16 protein-coding genes are annotated in these 21,092 nt (G+C 62.1%); 2 read left to right on the top strand and 14 right to left on the bottom strand.

What is annotated here, in order from left to right; translation table 11 throughout:
- Positions 1-66 precede the first annotated feature (66 nt).
- Positions 67-1,923: a bifunctional O-antigen ligase/aminoglycoside phosphotransferase family protein gene (locus tag K5K89_RS03330; protein ID WP_222540858.1), complete on the top strand. Its 1,857-nt coding sequence runs from the start codon at positions 67-69 to the stop codon at positions 1,921-1,923.
- A gap of 54 nt (positions 1,924-1,977) precedes the next feature.
- Here K5K89_RS03330 and K5K89_RS03325 read toward each other — a convergent pair whose 3' ends face one another.
- The 6 genes from K5K89_RS03325 to K5K89_RS03300 all read right to left on the bottom strand — a co-directional run bounded on the left by K5K89_RS03325 (position 1,978) and on the right by K5K89_RS03300 (position 8,614).
- Positions 1,978-2,859 (bottom strand): glycosyltransferase, encoded by an 882-nt coding sequence (locus K5K89_RS03325; protein ID WP_092246568.1) that lies wholly within the window; start codon positions 2,857-2,859, stop codon positions 1,978-1,980.
- Positions 2,856-4,004 (bottom strand): glycosyltransferase, encoded by a 1,149-nt coding sequence (locus K5K89_RS03320; protein ID WP_093528575.1) that lies wholly within the window; start codon positions 4,002-4,004, stop codon positions 2,856-2,858. Before K5K89_RS03320 ends, K5K89_RS03325 begins: the two co-directional genes overlap by 4 nt.
- Before the next feature lie 59 nt (positions 4,005-4,063).
- Positions 4,064-5,464 carry a PIG-L deacetylase family protein gene (locus K5K89_RS03315; RefSeq protein ID WP_222540857.1) on the bottom strand — a complete coding sequence of 467 codons (1,401 nt, stop codon included), beginning with the start codon at positions 5,462-5,464 and terminating at the stop codon, positions 4,064-4,066.
- Positions 5,461-6,357, bottom strand: coding sequence for an antimicrobial resistance protein Mig-14 (locus K5K89_RS03310; protein ID WP_222540856.1), 897 nt, complete (start codon positions 6,355-6,357; stop codon positions 5,461-5,463). The genes K5K89_RS03315 and K5K89_RS03310 overlap by 4 nt, the downstream gene beginning before the upstream one ends.
- Positions 6,358-8,115, bottom strand: coding sequence for a carbamoyltransferase (locus K5K89_RS03305; protein WP_034095562.1), 1,758 nt, complete (start codon positions 8,113-8,115; stop codon positions 6,358-6,360).
- Positions 8,116-8,257: 142 nt separating this feature from the next.
- A complete protein-coding gene (locus tag K5K89_RS03300; protein ID WP_071492312.1) occupies positions 8,258-8,614 on the bottom strand; it encodes a YceK/YidQ family lipoprotein in 357 nt (118 codons plus the stop codon).
- Between the two features lie 198 nt (positions 8,615-8,812).
- Here K5K89_RS03300 and K5K89_RS03295 point away from each other — a divergent pair, with 198 nt between their 5' ends.
- On the top strand, positions 8,813-10,897 hold the full coding sequence (locus tag K5K89_RS03295) for a TonB-dependent receptor family protein (protein ID WP_222540855.1): 2,085 nt from the start codon (positions 8,813-8,815) through the stop codon (positions 10,895-10,897).
- Here the strand turns inward: K5K89_RS03295 and K5K89_RS03290 are convergent, their stop codons facing one another.
- The 8 genes from K5K89_RS03290 to glnE are packed head-to-tail and all read right to left on the bottom strand — an operon-like array spanning position 10,898 to position 20,841.
- Complete coding sequence (locus tag K5K89_RS03290; RefSeq protein ID WP_222540854.1) at positions 10,898-12,340, bottom strand: lipopolysaccharide kinase InaA family protein; 1,443 nt, start codon at positions 12,338-12,340, stop codon at positions 10,898-10,900.
- Positions 12,340-13,092: a lipopolysaccharide kinase InaA family protein gene (locus K5K89_RS03285; protein ID WP_092246547.1), complete on the bottom strand. Its 753-nt coding sequence runs from the start codon at positions 13,090-13,092 to the stop codon at positions 12,340-12,342. Before K5K89_RS03285 ends, K5K89_RS03290 begins: the two co-directional genes overlap by 1 nt.
- Entirely contained in the window at positions 13,089-13,823 is a 735-nt protein-coding gene (locus K5K89_RS03280) for a lipopolysaccharide kinase InaA family protein (protein WP_093121300.1), read from the bottom strand. The genes K5K89_RS03285 and K5K89_RS03280 overlap by 4 nt, the downstream gene beginning before the upstream one ends.
- On the bottom strand, positions 13,823-14,629 hold the full coding sequence (rfaP, locus tag K5K89_RS03275) for a lipopolysaccharide core heptose(I) kinase RfaP (protein WP_071492317.1): 807 nt from the start codon (positions 14,627-14,629) through the stop codon (positions 13,823-13,825). The genes K5K89_RS03280 and rfaP overlap by 1 nt, the downstream gene beginning before the upstream one ends.
- Positions 14,626-15,750 carry a glycosyltransferase family 4 protein gene (locus K5K89_RS03270; protein ID WP_071492318.1) on the bottom strand — a complete coding sequence of 375 codons (1,125 nt, stop codon included), beginning with the start codon at positions 15,748-15,750 and terminating at the stop codon, positions 14,626-14,628. Before K5K89_RS03270 ends, rfaP begins: the two co-directional genes overlap by 4 nt.
- A complete protein-coding gene (gene waaC / locus K5K89_RS03265; protein WP_222540853.1) occupies positions 15,750-16,811 on the bottom strand; it encodes a lipopolysaccharide heptosyltransferase I in 1,062 nt (353 codons plus the stop codon). The genes K5K89_RS03270 and waaC overlap by 1 nt, the downstream gene beginning before the upstream one ends.
- A gap of 1 nt (position 16,812) precedes the next feature.
- The gene (gene waaF, locus K5K89_RS03260; RefSeq protein WP_071492320.1) at positions 16,813-17,847 is read right to left on the bottom strand and encodes a lipopolysaccharide heptosyltransferase II; all 1,035 of its coding nucleotides are present in this window, start codon (positions 17,845-17,847) and stop codon (positions 16,813-16,815) included.
- 54 nt (positions 17,848-17,901) lie between these two features.
- Positions 17,902-20,841, bottom strand: a complete 2,940-nt coding sequence (gene glnE, locus K5K89_RS03255) for a bifunctional [glutamate--ammonia ligase]-adenylyl-L-tyrosine phosphorylase/[glutamate--ammonia-ligase] adenylyltransferase (protein ID WP_222540852.1) — start codon at positions 20,839-20,841, stop codon at positions 17,902-17,904.
- Positions 20,842-21,092: the final 251 nt, after the last annotated feature.

The raw sequence follows: 21,092 nt of genomic DNA, 5'->3' as shown, positions 1-21,092 counted from the left end.
ACCGGCGACATTATATAGCCACTACTTTAAGATGGTCGGCTTTCTCAAATGGAATGGCTTTACTGTATGCACTCCAAGCGCCTGATCTATGGCTCAAATCGCGTTTTTGACTTCCTGGTCCTGTGGATCTTGCCCATTGGCTTGTTGCTGTTGCTGAGTTCGCTGTTCTTCGTATCCAACCGCAACGTGTTGCATCGAATCGTCTACATCCTGTTCAGCGTACCGACGCTCTTCATGTTGTGCATGCGCCCCCGGGAGCTGAAAGAGTTACTGCGCGAGCCCCTGGCGCTCGCCTTTCTGGTCTTCTCCGCATGGGCCTTGACCAGCCTGCTGTGGAGCCCGGAGCCCACCACCGACACCGACTTGTTCAAGCGCCCGCTCAATACCTTCATGTTGTTTGGTGGCTGCGGGCTGTTGCTGCATTACCGCAACGAACTGTTCAAGCCGATCTTCTTCAGTGCGGCGGTAATCGCACTGGTGGTGAGCCTGTGCAACCTGGTGGCGTTCGTCAAAGGCTTCGAACCGGGCATGCGCATGATCGGTGGGCGTGGCGCTCTCGACAATCCGCTGCTCAGTTCTCATCTATTCGGTTTCTTCTGCGTCTACTGGTTGTATGTCTGCATGACCACCCAGCGCCTGAAAGTCCTGTGGTTCAGCGCCCCGGCTCTGGCAGTCATGCTCGCGGCGGTTCTGGCTACAGGCTCGCGTACACCGCTGGTAGCCCTGACACTGACCATCCTGTGGATGACTTTCGTCAGCCGCAACCGCCGCTCGGTCCTGCTGATAGCAAGCCTGGTCCTGGGGGCTGCTGGATTGCTGCTGCTATATCCGGAATCCATTACCGAACGAGGCAGCTCATTTCGCCTTGAACTGTGGGGCATGTCACTGCAACGCATTGCCGAACATCCATGGATCGGCCACAGCTACGACTCCGAGCTCTACCTGACCCTGTCCGACGGCTATCAGCTGCGCGAGCCGCACAGCTTTGCCCTGGGCGTGTTGTATTACGTCGGCATCATCGGCTTTATCCCGTGGATCTTCATGATCGGCTGGGGGCTGTACAAGGGCCTGAAAGAACGCGCCCAGCCACTCTTCATCCTGGCTTCGTCGCTGCTGACCTATGGCATCGGCGCCGGGCTGACCGAAGGGGGTGGCATCCTGTCACGCCCGAAAGAGCACTGGTTCGTGCTGTGGATCCCGCTGGCGATCATTGCCGGCCTGAGCATCGCCCAGCGCCGCCACAGCCTGTTGCGCATGCCGGTACAAGCGATCAGGCCCGCGGCTTTCGATGAGCTGTGCAGCAATGCCCACGTGATCGAAGCCGACGGGCTGGGTCCGAAAGTCCTGCGCCTGGCCGACGGCCGCTTCCTGAAGATCTTCCGTGCGCGCCACTGGTACACCTCGGGCAGCTTCAACCCCTACTCCGAGCGGTTTGCCAGCAACGCCGAGCAATTGCGCACCCTGGGCATCCCCACGCCGCAGATTCTAGGCCTCTATAGCCTGCGCGATGCCAGCACTGCCGTCAGCTACGCGCCACTGCCCGGCCTGACTCTGCGCCAGGCCCTGCAAGGCCTGGACAACAGCCTGCGTGAGTCGCTGATCGAACGTTTCGGTCAGTTCATGGCCAAGCTGCATGAGCGCGGTGTGTACTTCCGCTCGCTGCACCTGGGTAACGTGCTGTTGATGGATGACGGTGAGTTCGCCCTGATCGATATCGCCGACCTGCGCATCTTCCCGTCGCCGCTGCGCAACGCGTTGCGCCAGCGCAACCTGCGCCATATGCAGCGCTACCCACAGGACCGCGCCTGGTTGTTCGAGACACACTTCGAACAGTTGGCCAAAGGTTATGCGTCCGTTGCCAGCCAAGGCGCCACGGCGAAGATCCGCGCGCAAGTGCAGGCATTGACCAGCCCCGCCACCTGATAAAAAAGGCGACTATCACTGCTGATAGTCGCCTTTTTCATACCCCCCGCCGCCTCATTTCCTGAGGGGCGCCAGGTACAACCGCACCAAGCCACGCAAGGTCTTGCGCCCCCAGAACTTCAGCGGGATCTGCTTGAGGATCTCCCGCGCCAGTGGCCGGTCACGATCAGCCGTCTTCAGGAACATCGAGTTCAGGAAGTTATAGCGCACCGCGTCATAGGCCGGATGCTCGCTGAAATGGGCATAGGTCTTGAGAATGTTCTGGATCATGTAGCGATGGTTCTTGTAGGTGTTGCTTGCGTGCTGCCGATACTGCGCCATCACCACGCCGAGCGCGTCAATGGTGTAGCCCGCGGCGGTGATCTTCAATTGGATCAGCAGGTCTTCCAGAGGGATCAATGGGTCGAAGCCACCGACTTCTTCCAGCACTTCGCGGCGAATCAACATGGTCGGTGCCGGCGGGAAGGGCTTGCGGTCCATGAACATGTCGTCGAAATCCAGGCTGCGAAACGGTACGTCGCGGCGCTGCTTTTTCTCCGGGTGCAGGTTGCCGTCACCATCGATCAACTCGATATTGCCAGCGCACATGCCCACCTTCGGCTTCCCTTCCATGTAGGCCACCTGGGTGGCGATGCGGTCCGGCAACATGATGTCATCGGAGCCGAAGGGCGCGATCAGGCTGCCCTTGGCGCGGGCGATGGCACCGTTGAGCGTGGCGGTCAGGCCCTGGTTCTGCTGCACCTGGAAATCAAAGCCGTGCTCGGCCTGCAGGCGCTGGATGCGCTCGACACTGTCATCCTTGGAACCGTCATCCACCACCAGCAGCTCGATGTTAGGGTACGTCTGGCCAAGCACGCTGAGGATGCTCTCCTCGATGTACCGGCCGTGGTTGTAGGACGCGATGATCACCGAGACCAGGGGTTGTTGTGCTGTCATGCTCTACCTACTTCTTTCAAACCGGTTTCGATGAGGTTCAGGTACTTTTGCTGGAACTCGGCCAGGGCGTGGTTTTCTTCCAGATAACGGAATACCTGTTCACCCTTGGCGCGCAATTGCTCGTCGCTCATGGCCAGATAAGTGTCCAGGGCCGCTGTCAGTTGCTCGACATTGCCAGGCTCGTGAGACAAGCCACCCGCCCCTTCCACCAGCGGCAGCATGGCCGGCCCGTTGGAAGCAATCACCGGCAGGCGTCCACTCATGCCTTCGAGCAGGGCCAGGCCCAGGCCCTCAAGCAAGGAGGGCATGGTCCAAATATCGAAGGCGCGTACATATTTGAGGCCATCCTCGCGAAAGCCCAACAAGTGCGCACGGCCAGTGAGGCCAAGGCGCTCGATGTCCGCGCGCAAGTCGGCTTCGGCACGGCCGGAACCAATGATGCCGACTTGAGCGTCAGGGTACTTATCCTTGAGGCGGGCAAACGCTTGCAGCAGGTGCGTATGGCCCTTGATCGGCACCAGTCGCCCCAGTGCGCCGATGACTCGCGCGTCAAGCGACAGCCCGAGCGCCTGGCGCGCCTGCTCGCGCGGCAACTGCAAGGCACTGGCCTGGGGAATATCGATGGCGTTGGTTACGAAAGTGGTGTTCTCGCGGGTAAAGCCGCAGTTGAGGCCGATCAGGTAATCCCTGACTGCCGCCGATACCCCGACAAAACGCCAGGCCGGGCTGACCAGGCGGCGCGTCTGGCGCCGGCGATACGCGCGTTCGTACTCGCCGAAACCGTGGGAGATGCCGATGCACAACGGGATCTTCAACCAACGGTTGAGCGACAGCATCATGTTCACCGACTTGAAGCGGTTACAGATGACCACATCGAATTTCTGCTCACGGCAGTACTTGTAGATTTCCCACATGGCGCCCAGGCGGATGCCTTTGAGGGCCTTCTCGGGAAACTCGAAATACTTGGAATGATCCGCCACGCTCAACGGCTGGCCCGGCTGCGGTCGACCGCTCAGGAAGGCGGACGTCACCTCGAATCGCTCCGTCGGCAACGCCTTGACGATCTGCTCGCCGAGATCAGCGAAATCATTGAGCTTGACGTTGTAGTCAGGCTGCAACTGCAAAACCTTGAAACGAGGCTTCATATCACTCCATGAGGCAATCGGGCTACTGCACGCGGGCAGCCCGACGAAAAAAGTCAATTTCAGTCCTGCTTCAGCACCCAAAGCAGCTCGTGGCGGCGCACGGCCTTGCGGAAAAACTCGTTCTCGCCGTAAGGCGATGGACCACGGCCAGCCAGCCATTGCTGCAACAGGCGACGCACCCGGCGCTTGAACGGTGCACGGGGCTGCAGATCATGCATCATGCCCAGCGCCATGGCCTTGTCCTGCTGCTGGTTCAAGCTGAGCACCCGGCAATAGGGCTCAAGTATCTGGGCGGCATCGAACTGCGGCGGCAAAGCGATGCCGGCGCCTGAATCACCCATGGGCCAACGGTCGTTATCATGCAGATGGTTGGCATAACCAAGCAACGTGGTCGGTTGCCACTCAAGCCCCTGCAGCGCCTGCACCACCGCGGTGTGCGCGCAGATATGGTCAGGGTGGGGGTCGAGCACTGGCGTCGGCAACACAATCACCTCGGGACGCGCCTTGAGCAACACCGCCCGCAGGTCGGCTATCAGGTTGTTCCAGGTCGGCGCACCGTCCACATCCCCCGGCAACGCCAAGGCATTGAACTGGCGGAACAGCCGCGTATCGTCCAACTGCGCTTCGCGCGATGCCTGGGGTTGATCGGGGGCGTCACGCATCGCCGGCAGTTGCAGGCAGAAGTAGCCCAATTGCACGCAGTGCGCCTCGGGCACGCCGGCCCAGCGCGGCACGGCAATGCTGTCCCAGGCGCGCAGGCGCCCTTTGATCCGCGCCGCTTCAGCCTTGGACAAGCCCATTCGCTGATAGTGCTCGGCCTCGATCTCACCCGCGGTCAGGGTCACGATCCAGCTTTCATCCGCCTGGCTGTACAGACCGAAGGCAGCCAGTTCAGCATCATCGGCGTGAGGGGCGATCACCATCACCCGCTGGCGGGCAGGATCTGGCTGGCGAAACACCCACAAGACCGGCTGGCCGATCACGCGACAAAAGCGCCCGCGCAGGCGCAGTTCACCGCCGGCCAATGCCGCCGCCGAACCGGTGAGATTGAGGTAACGTTTGCCGGCAACCCCGCGCTCGAACGCCTGGCGATCGTCCAGAAAATCAACTGCAGGATCAAACAAACGCCCCCAGAGGGTGCTCTTGAGCTGCACTTCGACGATCAGCGTTTCATCGCCAGCCAGCTCGAGCGGTGTCTCTACCAGCAACCTGCCGCCCTCCAGACGCAGCCCGACCTGCTGGCCACTCGACGCAAACCTGTATTGGTAGTCGTCGTTGGGCGAATAAAACAGGTGGTCGGCAAACCAGGCTTCATGGGCCACCCACAGCACGACCACGAGGATCAGCGGCAACCACCAGGCCACCAGCACACCGGTCGCGATCAACAGCAGCAGCCCGACCAGCAGCGCAATGCGTTTATTGCGCCGGTGGCGCTTGAGCAGTTGCTGTTTGCGGCTCATACGCTGAACACCGGCACCGGGTTGCACCAGCGCTCCTTGTACTCGCGGTCGGCACGCCCGAAGGAAAAACGCAGCGGTTTATCCACGGCCCGCGCCTGTTCCCAGGCGCTTTGGGTGTTGAGGAAGCTCAGCACACTGCCGGGGCTGAATGCCCGGGTTTCAGGGTCGACACCGCCATTGACGTACTCGATGCTGATCCACTCCGGCGCCTCGACGCGGTATACCAGTTGTACGGCAATCGGCGCATCGTTGAGAAACAGGACCGAGCCGATCAGGAACTCTTTGAGCAGCTCCAGCACCTCAGCCAGGCGCTCGGCGCCTGTGGCGGCAAAGCCCCAGCGGCGCTGGAACAGATCGCAGTAGATCGCCGCCAGCTCCACACTGGAAAACTCGCTCACCGCCCGCACCACGCCGCCCGCCTCTTCCAGCAGACGCAGTTCGCGGCGCTGGTTGTAGCGAAACTTCTTCGACAGGTCTTCGGGGGTACGCGCCATGGCCAACTGCTCGGCCTGGGACTTGAGGGTGCTGATGCGGCCCTCGTTCAGCGCTGACAGGTAGCGCCCGCGATGGCGCACCGGCAACTGGGCATCGGCAGTGATCGGCAGGATGATCTCGGCATTGCCCAGGTCAAACAGGCCTTTCTTGCCGCTGCGCTTGAGTACGTCCTTGGACAGGGCCAGGTCGCGCCCCCAGGTGGCAATCGCCCCTCGGAGTTCACCGTCCTGTTCCCAGCCCAGGTAACGCACCGGAATCTGCGCCAGGCCCGCCAAGCGCTCGACAACCTGCGGATGGGTTGCAACGCTGCCGCCAAACCGCTGCCAGGCCTGGGCGTAAACCTCGGCCTCGACAGGCGCCCAGCCACGCTCACGCCACGCCTGGAAGCGGTTCAGCATTTAGACCACGGCGTCATAAGGGTCCACGCCGTCCTTGACGACCAGAATGTCTTCCATGATCAGGTATTGCAGGTCGGAGCCGAAGAACATGTTCAGCGCGTCGGTCGGCGAGCAGATCATTGCTTCGCCGCGACGGTTGAGCGAGGTGTTCAGGGACACGCCGTTGCCGGTCAGCACTTCGAGCTCTTTCATCATGTCGTAGTAGCGCGGGTTGTACTCGCGCTTGAGCACCTGGGCGCGGGAGGTGCCATCTTCATGGACCACCTCCGGCACGCGGGTCTTCCACTCTTCGGCCACTTCAAAGGTGAAGGTCATGAAGGGTGCAGGGTGGTCGACCTTGATCATCTGCGGCGCGACGGTGTCGAGCATCGACGGGCAGAAAGGCCTCCAGCGCTCGCGGAACTTGATCTGATGGTTGATGCGGTCCGCCACGCCGGTGGCGCTAGGGCAACCGATGATCGAACGACCGCCGAGTGCACGCGGGCCAAACTCCATGCGGCCCTGGAACCAGGCCACCGGGTTGCCATCGACCATGATCTTGGCGATGCGCTGGGGCATGTTCTCGATCTTGCGCCAGTTCGGCTTGCTCTCGTGCTTGGCGCACGCGGCGATCACGTCTTCGTTGCTGTAGGACGGGCCGAGGTAGACGTGCTCCATCTTCTCCACCGGCACACCCCGGGCGTGGGACACGTAGGCCGCTGCGCCCACGGCAGTACCGGCATCGCCGGAGGCTGGCTGTACGAACAGCTCCTTGACGTCATCACGGGCGATGATTTTCTGGTTCAGCTTGACGTTCAGCGCGCAGCCGCCGGCGAAGGCCAGCTTGCCGGTGTCCTTGAGGATGTCGCCCAGGTAGTGATCGATCATCTGCAGGGCCAGCTTCTCGAACAGCGCCTGCATGCTGGCGGCGTAGTGGATGTACGGCTCGTCGGCGATATCGCCTTCGCGCTTGGGCCCCAGCCACTCGATCAGTTTTGGCGAGAAGTAGAAACCCTTGCCCTTCTCTTTATAACGGCGCAGGCCGATGACGTTGGCGTAGTCGGTATTGATCACCAGCTCGCCGTTCTCGAAGGAGGCCAGGCGCGAGAAATCGTACTTGCTGGCATCGCCATACGGCGCCATGCCCATGACCTTGAACTCACCGTCGAGCATTTCGAAACCGAGGAACTCGGTGATCGCGCCGTACAGGCCGCCCAGGGAGTCCGGATCGTAGAATTCCTTGATCTTGTGGATCTTGCCGTTTTCGCCGTAGCCGAAGAACGTGGTGGCGTACTCACCTTTACCGTCGATCCCGAGGATCGCGGTTTTCTCCTGGAAGCCGGAGCAGTGGTAGGCGCTGGAAGCGTGGGCCAGGTGGTGTTCAACCGGTTCGATCTTGATTTTCTTCGGATCGAAGCCCAGTTGCTCCAGGCACCAGACGATCTTGTTGCGATAGCGCTTGTAGCGACGGTTGCCCATCAGGATCGCATCAAGGGCGCGGTCCGGGGCGTACCAGTAACGCTTGGCGTAATGCCAGCGCGCCTCACCGAACAGGCTGATCGGGGCGAACGGGATCGCCACCACGTCAACGTCGGAAGGCTTGATACCGGCCTGTTCCAGGCAGAACTTCGCCGACTCGTAGGGCATGCGGTTCTTTGCATGTTTGTCGCGTACGAAGCGTTCTTCTTCGGCGGCAGCGATCAGCTTGCCGTCGATATACAAGGCTGCGGAAGGATCATGGCTAAGGGCGCCGGACAGGCCAAGAATCGTCAATGCCACAGGGGTCTAGCCTCTTTTAGTCTGCATGCAGGCGGGTTGCGCCTGAAAAAAGTGTGTTTCCCGCCTGGGCGGGAAACAGCTAAAGGGCGGGATTATAGCGTAAAAGCGAGGGGAAGCTGTTAGCGGCGAGCGTCAAGAGGGATCAGCGGAAGATCTCGATGCTGCCGTCCCGGCTTTGACGGTAAACGGTGTAGGGCAGCACCAGGGTGTCCAGCACGCCGGAGGCGACAAACTCGACCGCGACAAAGGGTAGCATGCTCCCGCCATGGTCGATCAGGCTGTTGTCCTTCAGGCTCTTGTCGGGCGCCGGCTCCCCATTGAGCGTGCAGAACCCGTAGATCACCCCGCTGTAGATGCGCGGCACGTTTTCGCAGTGACTGCGCGAGTCCTTGAGGTTCTGGCTGGTGACCGCGTCGGGTCGGAAGACCGTATTGATGGTTCCGCAGCCCGTCAACACAAGCGATAGCGTACTGCACAAGACTTTCGACCCCATCCTCATGACCCTCTCCTTATGGCCCATCCGCCATTGTTATTGCCAAGGCTGACCACGCTACCATCGCCAAGGTGGGTGACCCAAAGCAGCAACATTGATTTGCAGCGTAGGACGATTCCCAAATGATAAAAATCGCCTGAGCCACTAAACTCGCGCCCCTTTGCGCGTCTACCTCCTATGCGCGCCATGGATTCCGGCTGACTGATGAAAACCCTCGCCCACTTCACCTTGTTGTTGCCTGGCCTGTTGGCCCTGAGCGATGCCGCTCGGGCCGACGACGCCCCGCTGGTACTCGACCCCAGCGTGGTCACCGGCTCGCGCAGCGCCAGCCCGACCTTCGACCTGCCGTACTCGGTGGACGGCATCAGCCGCGAACAGATCAGCGACGGCCAATTGGGCATCAACGCCTCCGAGGCCCTGTCCCGCGTGCCTGGCCTGGTGGTGCAGAACCGCCAGAATTATGCCCAGGACCTGCAGATTTCCTCCCGAGGCTTCGGCGCCCGCTCGGCGTTCGGCGTGCGCGGCATCAAGCTGATTGCCGACGGCATCCCCGCCAGCACCCCGGACGGCCAGGGCCAGGCGGCCACCTTCAACCTCGATACCGCCGAACGCATCGAAGTGCTGCGCGGCCCTGCCGCCACCCTGTATGGCAGCAATGCCGGCGGCGTGATCCAGATGTTCTCCCGCGACGGCGAAGGCCCACCGCGCATCGGCGCCGAGACCCTGGTGGGCAGCGACGGCCTGAACAAGAACCACCTGAACGCCGAAGGCGCGACCAACGGCGCCGGTTTCGTGCTCGACGCTTCGCGCATGGACACCAACGGCTACCGCGACCACAGCAGCGCACGCCGCGACCAGACCTTCGCCAAGCTCAATGTCCAGCCGGATGACGACAGCAAGCTGGCGCTGATCTACAGCAGCCTGGAGCAGAACGGCACCCAGGACCCGCTGGGGCAGACCTGGGCAGCGTACAAGGCTGACCCACGCTCGGTGAGCGCCAACGCGCTGACGTACAACACGCGTAAAAGCATCGATCATCAGCAATTGGGGATGAATTACGAGCGGTACTTCGGCGATGCGACACTGCAGGTGAACGGATATACGGGGCGGCGGAGTGTGATTCAGTATTTGTCGATTCCAAAGGGCACACCCGCCAACGAGCGTGGCGGCGGCGTGGTGCAATTCGACCGCAAGTTCTATGGCGGCAGCGTGCGCTGGATGCAGCCTATTGAAAGCGCACCGGGCGAGCTAATGATCATCTCCGGCCTGGATTTCGATCAAAGCGAAGACAGTCGCCACGGCTACCAGAACTACAGCGGCAACACCCTCGGCGTAAAAGGCCAACTGCGCCGCGATGAAATCGACACCGCCCGCAGTCTCGACCCCTATATCCAGGCCAACTGGGCCCTCGACCGCTGGACCCTGCAAGCCGGCGTCCGGCACAGCACCATGCAGTTGGACGTTGACGACCAGTTCCTCAGCAACGGCGATTCCAGCGGCAACAAGACCTATCAGAAAAATACGCCGTCAATGAGCGTGATGTATGCGTTCACGCCTGAACTGCATGGTTATGTGAGCGCGGGCAAAGGCTTCGAAACACCAACCCAGGCCGAATTGGCCTATGCGCCGGGCAATGTGGAGGGCTTCAACTTCGGCTTGAAACCGTCAGAGAGCACCCAGTACGAAGTGGGATTAAAGGCCCAAGTGAAAAATACCAGGATCAATGCGGCCGTATTCCAGATAACTACAGAAGATGAGTTAGTGGTCGCTCAATCCAAAGACGGCCGCACCAGTTACCAAAACGCCGGCCGCACCCTGCGCCGCGGCTTCGAACTGGGCATCGAAAGCCAGCTCAGCGAGCACTGGAGCGCCAACCTCGCCTACACCCGCCTGCAAGCCACCTACGACAGTGACTTCGTCAGCGGCAACACCGCCGTCGACAAGGGCAACTACCTGCCGGGAGTCCCTCAAACCACGCTGTTCGCAGAACTGAGCTGGAAACCAAGGGACTGGGTCAGCACCGCCCTCGAAGGGATGTACCGCAGCCAGGTCTACGTCGAAGAGACCAACAGCCAACACGCCGCCCCGGCCTACAGCGTATTCAACTGGCGCGCCCGCTTTGAGCAGAAAGTCGAACACTGGACCTTCCACCAGACCCTGCGCCTGGACAACCTGCTCGACCGCCAGTACGTCGGCTCGGTGATCGTCGGCGACGGCAATAACCGCTACTACGAAGCGGCGCCTGGACGTTCGTGGTATGCAGGCGCCGGGGCGGAGTATCGGTTCTGATCAGTTGATATCTCGAGGCAACCGCTGATCAATCAATTGGTACAACGCACTGCTTTCGGGCCAGTTACGCATGAACCGCGCCCGGTCCTTGGCATACGCCGGGGCGAAGCTCGCCTCGGAGCCGTGCTGACACATGGCGTCCAGGTCGATCAGCGACCAGCGGCCCTGGTCCCAGAACAGGTTGTGGCCCTTGAAATCGCCATGGCTGATGCGTTCACGGATCAGCTCGGCGAACAGGTGATCCAGCGCCTGCAGTTCGTTTTCCGGCGCGTCACCATTTTCAACGTACGGTGCGAAGCGCTCGATGATGTCCGGGCCGGGCAGGTATTCGGTGACCAGGTAAGCGCGACGGCGCAACCAGAAGAAGCGTTTTTCCAGCACCGCCAGCGGCTTGGGCGTGGCGATACCGAGGAACGCCAGGCGGTTGCCTTCGCGCCAGGAGTGCCAGGCACGGCTCGGACGCCAGAAGCGTTTGAGCCAGTGGGCGAAGCCCTTGATGTTATAGCGCTTGATCACCAGCGGCCGACCGGCCACCTCGACCTTGGCCACGCTGGCAGCGCCGCCGGTCTTGTACAAATGCCCCTGGTCCAGCAGTGCGTCAGCCTGTTCCAGCACCGGCAGCATGGCCGGTTCCTCTTCCCGCCGGATCGCGCGCAAGGCAAAGGCGCCGCGCACCACGCTGAACAGCGTGCATTCACGGCCGACCTTGCTCAGGAAGTCCTTGAGGCGCCAGGCACTGACCTTACGCACCTGTTTCTCCAGGGCTTCCAGCGGCAGGGCGTGCTCGCCGTTGCTCAGCAAGTAGTACACCAGCAGCTCTTCGGTAAACGGCTCGAGATTCTTCGGCAACTGGGCGAAAAACACCCCGAGGTTTTCCAGCACACGGTTGCGTGAGAGCGGTTTACCCGCTTCTTCGACGCGGATCCCGGCGCCATCGATCAGGTACAGTTTGCCGCCCTGGCGCAGCAGGTTGTCCAGGTGCAGGTCTTCCTGCCATAGGCCCCTGGTGTGCATCTGCGCAATGGCACCCAGCGCTTCGGCCAGCACGGCGGTTTGTTCGTCAGCCAGCGGCGGCAGGTCTTCGACGGCCTGCCAGGCAGCGGCCAGGCTTTCGGCGCCCTCGATGAACTCGAACAGCAGCCAGCCGCCCTCGCCTTCCTGCAAGCCATCGGCCAGCAGCAACGGCGTGGTCAGGCCTTGCTCGGCGAGCAGGCGCACGCCGCTGAGTTCACGCTGAAAGTGCCGCGCCGCCTTGCTGCCCACCAGTAACTTGGCCAAAACCGGACGACCGCGCCAGACCGCCGCCCCCACATAACGCTCGCCCGGCAGCACACGCAACAGGCTCAGTAGTTGCAACTGGCCCGGGCCGGCCGCATCGGCCAGTTCGAGGGTCAGTGGCAGCTCGGGGTTACGGCCGGCGGCTTTCAGCTCGGACAGACGCATCAACGGTTTTCCTTGTGACTACGGCGCGCGGTCAGTTTCTGCAGCCAGCTGGTGACCAGCGCGCTGTCCTTCGGTTGATCAAGATAGGCGGCCAACAGTTGGCGTACCTGTTCATCCGACCACTGCGGTGCACGTCGCAACAACGGCTCCAGGTCCTTGACCCGATCGCGCCAGCCGAACAGCAGCGGGCGGGTTTTCTCAAGGTCGATCAACTGCGCGGCATAGCCGTCGCCGGTGGCCTGCATAAAAATATGCTTGGGATAAAAACAGCCATGCACCTGGCCGACGCTGTGCAACCGGCGTGCAAGCTGACCGCAGGCCAGCAGGATCGCGTGGTGCTGGGCGTCGCTCAATTGAGGCCACTGCCCCAGCAGCGAATCCAGGTCATTCCAGCCGTCCAGGGCACGGGTCAGCAGCATGGCGCGATGCTCGCCGCCCACCTTGCGCTCGCCGTAGAAAGCCGCCTGCAAGGCAGGGATGCCGAGCTTGCGGTAACGACTGATATTGCGGAACTCGCGGGAGAAACTCGGCTCGCCAAAGGGACGGTGCAGGCTGCGCGTCAGGTAGTTGCTCTGACGCTTGAGATAATAACCGTGGCCGTCCAGCTCCAGACGAAACACGCTGCTCCAGCCGCCGCGACTGGTGTTGGGTTCATCCACTGCATCCAGTTGTTTGGCCCACAGGGCGTCGAACGTCGCCAAGCCGTTGCGCTCCAGCAGCGCCCGGTCTTCAGCCGCCAGGAAATCACTCATTCACGTCCCTCGAAAAACTTCACCACGTGGCGAATACGCTGTTTGTCCGCTGCACTCAGGTGTCGGCGCTGACGGTATTGCATGTAGAAACGCAGGCGCTGGGTGGCGGACAAGTGATACTTGGCCACCTTGTCCAGGCAGGCCAGGTCTTTGGTGATGCGGTACTTAAGCCAGAACCCGCGCCAGAAATCGCCGTTGGGGCAGTCGATCAGGTACAGGGTCTGCTGGTCATCGATCAACAGGTTGCGCCACTTCAAGTCGTTATGGGTAAAGCGATGATCGTGCATGGTGCGTGTGTATTCGGCGAGCTGACGGCTCACCGCGTCGACCCACTTGGGGTCGCGCAGGCGCGCATCGTTGCGCTCGGCCAATACCGAGAGGTCTTCGGTCTTCGGCAGCTCGCGGGTGATCATCGCCCCACGATCATAGGCCAGGCCCTTTCGCTCCAGCCCCCAGGCAACCACATCAGCGGTGGGAATACCCCATTTGGCGAAACGCTTGAGGTTCTGCCATTCGGACTTGACCCGCGGCTTGCCCAGGTAGCGCCGCAGCCCTTTGCCAGCACCGATGTAGCGCTTGACGTAATAGTTGACCCCGCCACGCTCCACGCGGATCACTTCCGACAGCGGATCGCGGGTCAGGCGCTCGCCTTGCAGGGCGAAGACCGCTTCGAGGTTGCCGAAATCATCCGCCAGGCTGGCGTACGCAGGTTCCAGGTTCCAACCCGCCATCAGATCGCATCCCCATAACGCAGCTTGCGCGCATAGAGCTTGTCGGCCTTGCGCTGCATCAGGCTCAGTGACGCCGATTGCTCAGCGAGGATCTGGCGCAGCGGCTGGCGGAAGTAGCCCTTGAGGAAACGCAGCTTGTCGCGACGGGTGAGGCCGATATCCAGCGCCGAGTAGTACAGCGCGGACAGGTCCTTGTCGCGCCAGCGCAGCGGCAGATGGGCACGCAGTTGAGCGCGGTGCAGGTCGATCACCGACAGCTTGATGTTGTTCGCATCGATGGGCCTGGCGGTGTCCAGCAGGAAGTGGCACAGGTAGCAGTCGCGGTGGTTTACGCCACCCCGGTGCATATCACCAACCATGCGCGCCAGCTCGGCCGTGAGGGCATGACGCAACGCGGGCGCAGGCGGTTCGGCGACCCAATTGATCGTGACGTCTTCGAGGCTGAGGGTCGGCGCCAGCTCTTCGGTGATGATGAACGAATGCTGGTCCGCCGGGTTGCTGCCCTTCTCGCCGAAAGCCACGCCGGTCATGGTCGGCACGCCGAGTGCCTGGAGTCGATGAATCGCCGCCCATTCAAGGCCTGCGCCCAGCACCGGCAGCTTGGCGGTAATCAGGTTCTTGAAGATTTCGCCCCAGCCGATGCCACGGTGGATCTTCACGAAATACGGACGGCCATCCACCACGGTGCGCAGCGTGCGGCGCGCCGCAAGCTCACGGAATACCTGGCCTTGCAGTTTCTCGACTTCGGCAAAGGCATCAAGCCCGGCCCACAATGTCTTGAACGGTTCGGCAAGAATCAACTTCATCGTTTTGGCTCCGCCAGAATCACATCCGCAGCGCGCTGCGGCATGCTGTAAAGGTCGGCCGTCTCAGCGAAGGCCAGGCCATTGCGGCTCCAGGCCGCGCGCTGTGCAGTGTCGGTGAGCATGTGCGTCAGGTACTGGTTGAGCTGCGCTTGTTCAAACGGCTCATCCAGTACCAGGCCACTGTCGGCCTCGGTAATGTAGTGGGCATACCCACATACTGCCGAGACCAGCACCGGCAACCCGGCCACCAGGGCTTCGAGCAAGACGGTGCCGGTGTTTTCGTTGTACGCCGGGTGAATCAACAGGTCGGCGCCCAGCAGGAAACGCGGGATATCGCTGCGGCCCTTGAGGAACTGCACGTTATCGCCCAAGCCCAAGGTGGCGCTTTGCAGTTGGAATACCTTGGGGTCGTCCTGGCCGATCACAAACAGGCGCGTGCGTTTTTTCAATTCAGGCGGCAACGCGGCCACGGCCTTGAGGCTGCGGTCGACGCCCTTGGTCTTGAAGCCCGAGCCGATCTGCACCAGCAGCAACTCGTCGTCGCCGAGGTTGAATTCCTTGCGGAAACCCTCACGGATTTCGGCGGCATTCGGCGGTGCGCGGCGGTCCTGGGCAATGCCCGGTGGCAGCAGGTGGAAGCGCTCCACCGGGGTGTCGTAATGCTTGATGAACAGCGGCTGCTGCACTTCGGAAATCATCAGGACTTCGGTCTTGGCGTCCTTGGCGAACACTGCGCGCTCGTACTCGGCGAAGTGCTTGTAGCGGCCGAAATAGCGGTACAGCGAGTGGCGCAGGTTTTGCGCCTTGTCTTCAAAGCAACCGTCGGCGGCGTAGTACACGTCCAGGTTGGGCATTTTGTTGAAGCCGACCAGGCGGTCAACCGGGCGCTTGGCCAGGTCTGCGGCCATCCAGGCGCTGAGCTTTTCATTGCGCCGATGGTTGAAGAACGCCTTGACCGGCGCCACCAGCACTTCGAAGCCGGGCGGGATGTCGCCTTCCCAGATCAGCGTGTACACACGAATCTGATGACCGCGCTGCTGGCACTCCAGGGCGATGCGCATGAAGTCGCGCTGCAGGCCACCGAAGGGGAAATATTTGTACAGCACAAAAGCCAGTTGCATCAGTGCAGCTCCTCAGCCAATAACAACGTGCTCAGTCGGCTTGCCACACGCTCTGGGTTCAGGCGCGTGAAGCACAGGGGCGACTCGCGCTTGAGGTCGAACCGACGCAGGTCGTCGGCCGTCGGTTGATAGGTACATTGCTTTTGCAGGCACGGCGCGCAGGGGAAGTCGCTGGCCAGATGAATCTGGCGCTTGCCGTAGGCACCGGTGAGGCCGGGGTTGGTCGGGCCGAACAGGGAGATGGTCGGCACATCCAGCGCGGCGGCCAGGTGGCCGAGACCGGTGTCCACTGCCACACAGGCGCGAGCGCCGGCCAATACACGAGCCACACCGGCCAGGTTCAGCTTGGGCAGCACCTCGGCGTTTTGCAGGCCCTGGGCCAGGCGTTCGGCACGGGCTTTTTCGGCGGCGTTACCCCAGGGCAATTTCACGTCGACGCCCAGGCGGCCCATGCGCTCGGCCAGCTCGCGCCAGTAGGCTTCGGGCCAGTGCTTGGTGTCCCAGGTGGTGCCGTGCAACAGCAGCACAAAAGGTTTTTTCGGCGGCAGGCCCAGGAGCTTTTCAGTGCTCAGGCCGTAGTCGCCCAGGCCTTTGGGCAGGTCATATCCGAGCGCCACGGCGAATAACTGGCGCAGACGCTCCACCGCGTGTTGCCCTCGCGCAACGGCGAGGCGTCGCGAATAGAAACGCGCGGCCATCGGCTCGCGGGCGGAGTTTCTGTCGAAACCCGCGACGGGCGCACGCACATAACGGGTCAGCCAGGCGCTTTTCAGCAGGCCCTGGGCGTCGATCACCAGATCGTATTTGGTCGACTGGACTTGCTGCTTGAAGCGCCGCCATTCGCCACTCTTGATGGTTTGCCAGATGTTTTTGCGCCAGCGACGGATCGCCACCGGGATCACCTTGTCGACCGCCGGGTGCCAGGTGGGAATCTCGGCAAAGCCTTCTTCCACTACCCAGTCGAATTGAATGCCGGGGATCGCCCGCGCCGCGTCGGTCAGCGCCGGCAAGGCGTGGATCACGTCGCCCAGGGATGAGGTCTTGATTACCAGTATGCGCAAACTATCGGACCTCGACCGCAGAGCCCTGCAACCGCTGCAAGGCCTCGTTCACCGGCTGTGGCAACAACTGGCGCATGCAATTGTAGTGGCCGAAACGGCAGGTACGGTCAAAACACGGGCTGCACTCCAGGCCCAGGCGCACCACTTCGACCTGATCGGCCAAGGGCGGCGTGAAGCCCGGCGAGGTGGAGCCATACACCGCCACCAGCGGGCGGTTCAGCGCAGCGGCCACGTGCATCAGGCCGGAGTCGTTGGACACCACCGAATCGGCGCAGGACAGCAGGTCGATGGCCTCGGCCAGGGACGTGTCGCCACTGAGGTTCACTGCCTCTTCACGCAGGCCGGGGATCAGGCGCTGACGAATATCTTCACCTACCGGATGGTCCTTCTTCGAACCGAACAGCCACACCTGCCAGCCTTCGCGGATCTTCGCCTCGGCCACCTTCGCGTAATGCTCCGACGGCCAGCGCTTGGACTCGCCAAACTCGGCGCCGGGGCACAAGGCCAACACCGGCCGGTCCAGGGTCAGGCCGAACTTGGCCAGGGCCGCGTCGCGGCTCAGCGGATCGATCTGCAGGCTCGGGCGCGGATACGGCTTGGGCAACTCGGCACCCGGCTCATAGGCCAGGGCCATGAAGCGTTCGATCATCAGCGGGTAGCGGGCTTTGTCCAGCGTGCGCACGTCATTGAGCAGCACGTAGCGGAACTCGCCGCGCCAGCCGGTGCGCTTGGGGATACCGGCAAAATACGGCACCAGCGCCGACTTGAGCGAGTTGGGCAGCAGGATCGCCTGGTCGTACTCACCCGCCAGGGACTTGCCGATGCGACGGCGGGTTGCCAGCTCCAGGGCACCGTGGCCGAGCGGGAAGCTCAAGGCCTTGCGCACCTCGGGCATGCGCTCAAGGATCGGCCGGCTCCACTCGGGGGCGAGCACGTCGATCTGGCAGTCCGGGTAACGCACGCGCAGGCACTGGAAGAGTGTCTGCGCCATCACCATGTCACCGACCCAACTGGGCCCAACGATCAGAATATTCATGTAGTTTCCACAAACGATGCGGGGAGGCTTATGCCTCCCCGCCGTAATAGTGTTTCAGCTCAGCCCCAGCGCCTGCCAGATTCGCATTACCTGGCGCCGTTCGTCGGCAAACTGATCCCCGGCCACTGTACCGGCCTCGTTCTGCAAGGCCTGGCGGTGCGCGGCGGATCGGTAGGCCTTATACACCTCACGCAGCAGATGGGCATCGGCGGCGGGCATCAAGCCTACCTGCTCCAGGCCTTCCAGAATGCGGATATTGTCGGTGTAGCGCAGCAACGATGGATGTTGCGCAGACCACGCCAAAGCCGCGTATTGCACCATAAATTCAATATCGACGATACCTCCGGCGTCCTGCTTGAGGTCGAACAGCACCGTGGCTTCGAAGGCATTGGCGCCGGTGCCGGCCGCCGTGCCCTTGGTGCCCAGGTTGTCACGCATCTTGGCGCGCATCTCGCTGACCTCCTGGCGCAGCTTCGCCAGGTCCCGCTCCTGCCCCAATACCTTAGCCCGTACCCGCTCGAACGCCTGGCCCACATCCTGGCTGCCCACCAGCACCCGCGCACGGATCAGGGCCTGATGCTCCCAGGTCCAGGCTTCATTTTGTTGATAGCGCTCAAACGCCCCCAGCGAACTCACCAACAAACCGGATGCGCCGGAAGGTCGCAGGCGCATGTCCACTTCATACAACTGGCCCGAGTTGGTCTGGGTGGTCAGCAGGTGGATGATGCGCTGGCCCAGGCGCGTGAAGAACTGCGCACCGTCGATAGGCTTGGCGCCATCGGTTTCCGCCTGGGGATCACCGTCGTGGATAAACACCAGGTCCAGGTCCGAACCATGCCCGAGTTCTATACCGCCGACTTTCCCATAACCGACAATGATAAACCCAGGATCGCACAGGGTGCCGTCCAACCGCTGCGGCGAGCCATGGCGCGCCACGGTCTGGCGCCAGGCCAGGGCCAGCACTTGTTCGAGGATGGCCTCGGCGAGCCAGGTCAGGTAGTCGCTGACTTTCATCAGCGGCAGGCTACCGGCGATCTCCGAGGCCGCCACGCGCAGGCGGTGGGCCAGCTTGAAGTGCCGCAGTGCTTCCATCTGTTGCTCAAGGTCATCTTCGGGGATGCGTGTAAGACGCTCGCGCAGTTCGGCGGCCAGTTCCGGCGCCAGCGGTGGCTTGAACAGGCGGCCTTCGTTGAGCAATTCGTCGAGCAACAGCGGGAAACGGGTGATCTGCTCGGCGATCCACGGGCTGGCGGCGCACAGGGTCAGCAGGCGGCGCAGGGCATCGGGGTTTTCCGTGAGCAGCACCAGATAAGCGGAACGCCGGGCGACGGCTTCCACCAGCGGCAACACGCGCTCCAGCACCAGGTCCGGGTTGGCGTGCTCGACCGCCTGGGCAAGCAGGCGCGGTATAAAAGCATCCAACCGTTCGCGCCCCAAACGCTGCATGGCACGCAGTTGCGGGCTGTTGCGAAGGCCGGCCAACGCCTTGAGCGCCTTGGCCGCGTCGGTAAAACCACCTTCGGCCAACTGACGGCAGGCCGCCTCTTCATCCTGGGATTCCTCCCAAAGCGGCAACCACTCACCGCCCACCACCAACTCGCTTTCTTCGCCCTCTTCTTCATCCGGATCGGCGATCACCTGGCGGAAGTGCCAGTCCACCCGACCGCGCCAGTACATCAGGCGCTCGTGGAAAGCGTCCCAATCGGCAAAGCCCAACATAAAGGCAATGCGCGCCTGGTCTTCGGGGCTGTCCGGAAGCATTTGTGTCTGGCGATCGGCAATCGCCTGGATCGCGTGCTCGGTGTAACGCAGGAATTCGTAGCCATTGCGCAATTCGGCAATCACCGCCGGCGGCAGGTAACCCTGGCCTTCCAGGGTGCCGAGCACCTTGAGCAGCGGGCGCTGTTGCAGGCTCAGGTCGCGGCCGCCGTGGATCAACTGGAACGCCTGGGCGATAAACTCCACTTCGCGGATGCCGCCCGAGCCCAGCTTGATGTTGTCGGCCATGCCTTTGCGCCGTACTTCCTGCTGAATCAACTGCTTCATCGTGCGCAGCGCTTCGATGGCGGAGAAGTCCAGGTAGCGGCGATAGACGAACGGCCGCAGCATGTCGAGCAGTTGTGCACCGGCCACCTGGTCGCCGGCCACGACCCGCGCCTTGATCATGGCGTAGCGTTCCCAGTCACGGCCCTGATCCTGGTAATACTGCTCCAGCGCGTTGAAGCTCAGTACCAGCGCACCGGCCGAGCCGTAGGGACGCAGGCGCATGTCGACGCGAAACACAAAGCCGTCAACGGTGATCGGGTCGAGGGCCTTGATCAGTTTCTGACCAAGGCGGATAAAGAACTCCTGGTTATCCAGGGCGCGCTTCACACCTACCGTCTCGCCACCTTCCGGGTAGGCGAAGATCAAGTCGATATCCGACGACAGGTTCAACTCCACCGCACCGAGCTTGCCCATGCCGAGGATCACCATGTGCTGCGGCTCGCCGCTGCGCCGCCCGGTGGGCGTGCCGAACTGTACGCAGTGGCGTTGGTACAGCCACTGGTAGGCCTGGTCGATGCAGGCGTCGGCCATGTCGGAAAGGTCGCGGCAGGTTTGCACCAGGTCGGCCTGGCGGGTCAGGTCGCGCCAGATGATGCGCACTTGCTGGCGCGTGCGCTGGCGACGCAGCACACGGCCGAGTTCATCTTCTGTTTCGACTTGTTGCACGGCGCCAGCAATCTGCCCGCACAGCTCGCCGGGCGCAAAACCCCGGTCCAATTCGCCCCAGGCGGCCAGTTCGAGCAACATCAAAGGGTCACGAACACTCTGTTCAATGACGAAATCACTGGCGGCGCACACGCGGGCGAAGTCGGCCCACCGTTGCGGCGTCCACGCAGAAAGTCCATGATCGTCGTCCAGCGCGGCCACTGCGTCACGAAATGACTGCTCGGCCCGCTGGGCTTTTGGCAAGAGAATGGCCGGTAGTTGGGCCAGTGTTGGAAGGCTCATGGTCTATCCTTGATCGGCGTGTAATTGGCTACGTGTTGTGAACGCAAGGACCACGCTCTATGAAGGACTGTCGAACAAAGGTTAGAAATAGCTGAAATTAATTTCATTTTGGCAGCCAACATCAAGCTTTCACCTTTTCTTGTTCGCAAAAGATCAACAATAACGATTATGCTCACCAGCCAGACCGAGCCATACGCTCAGTCTTGTGTAGTTTTACTACTCGTATATACATTCGAAAGGCTGAAATGGCC

Source organism: Pseudomonas sp. DR208 (genome assembly GCF_019823005.1).
In the GTDB taxonomy this organism is placed as follows: domain Bacteria; phylum Pseudomonadota; class Gammaproteobacteria; order Pseudomonadales; family Pseudomonadaceae; genus Aquipseudomonas; species Aquipseudomonas extremorientalis.
The sequence above is the reverse complement of the archived record's forward strand: the minus strand, read 5'-3'. Positions and strand labels throughout refer to the sequence as shown.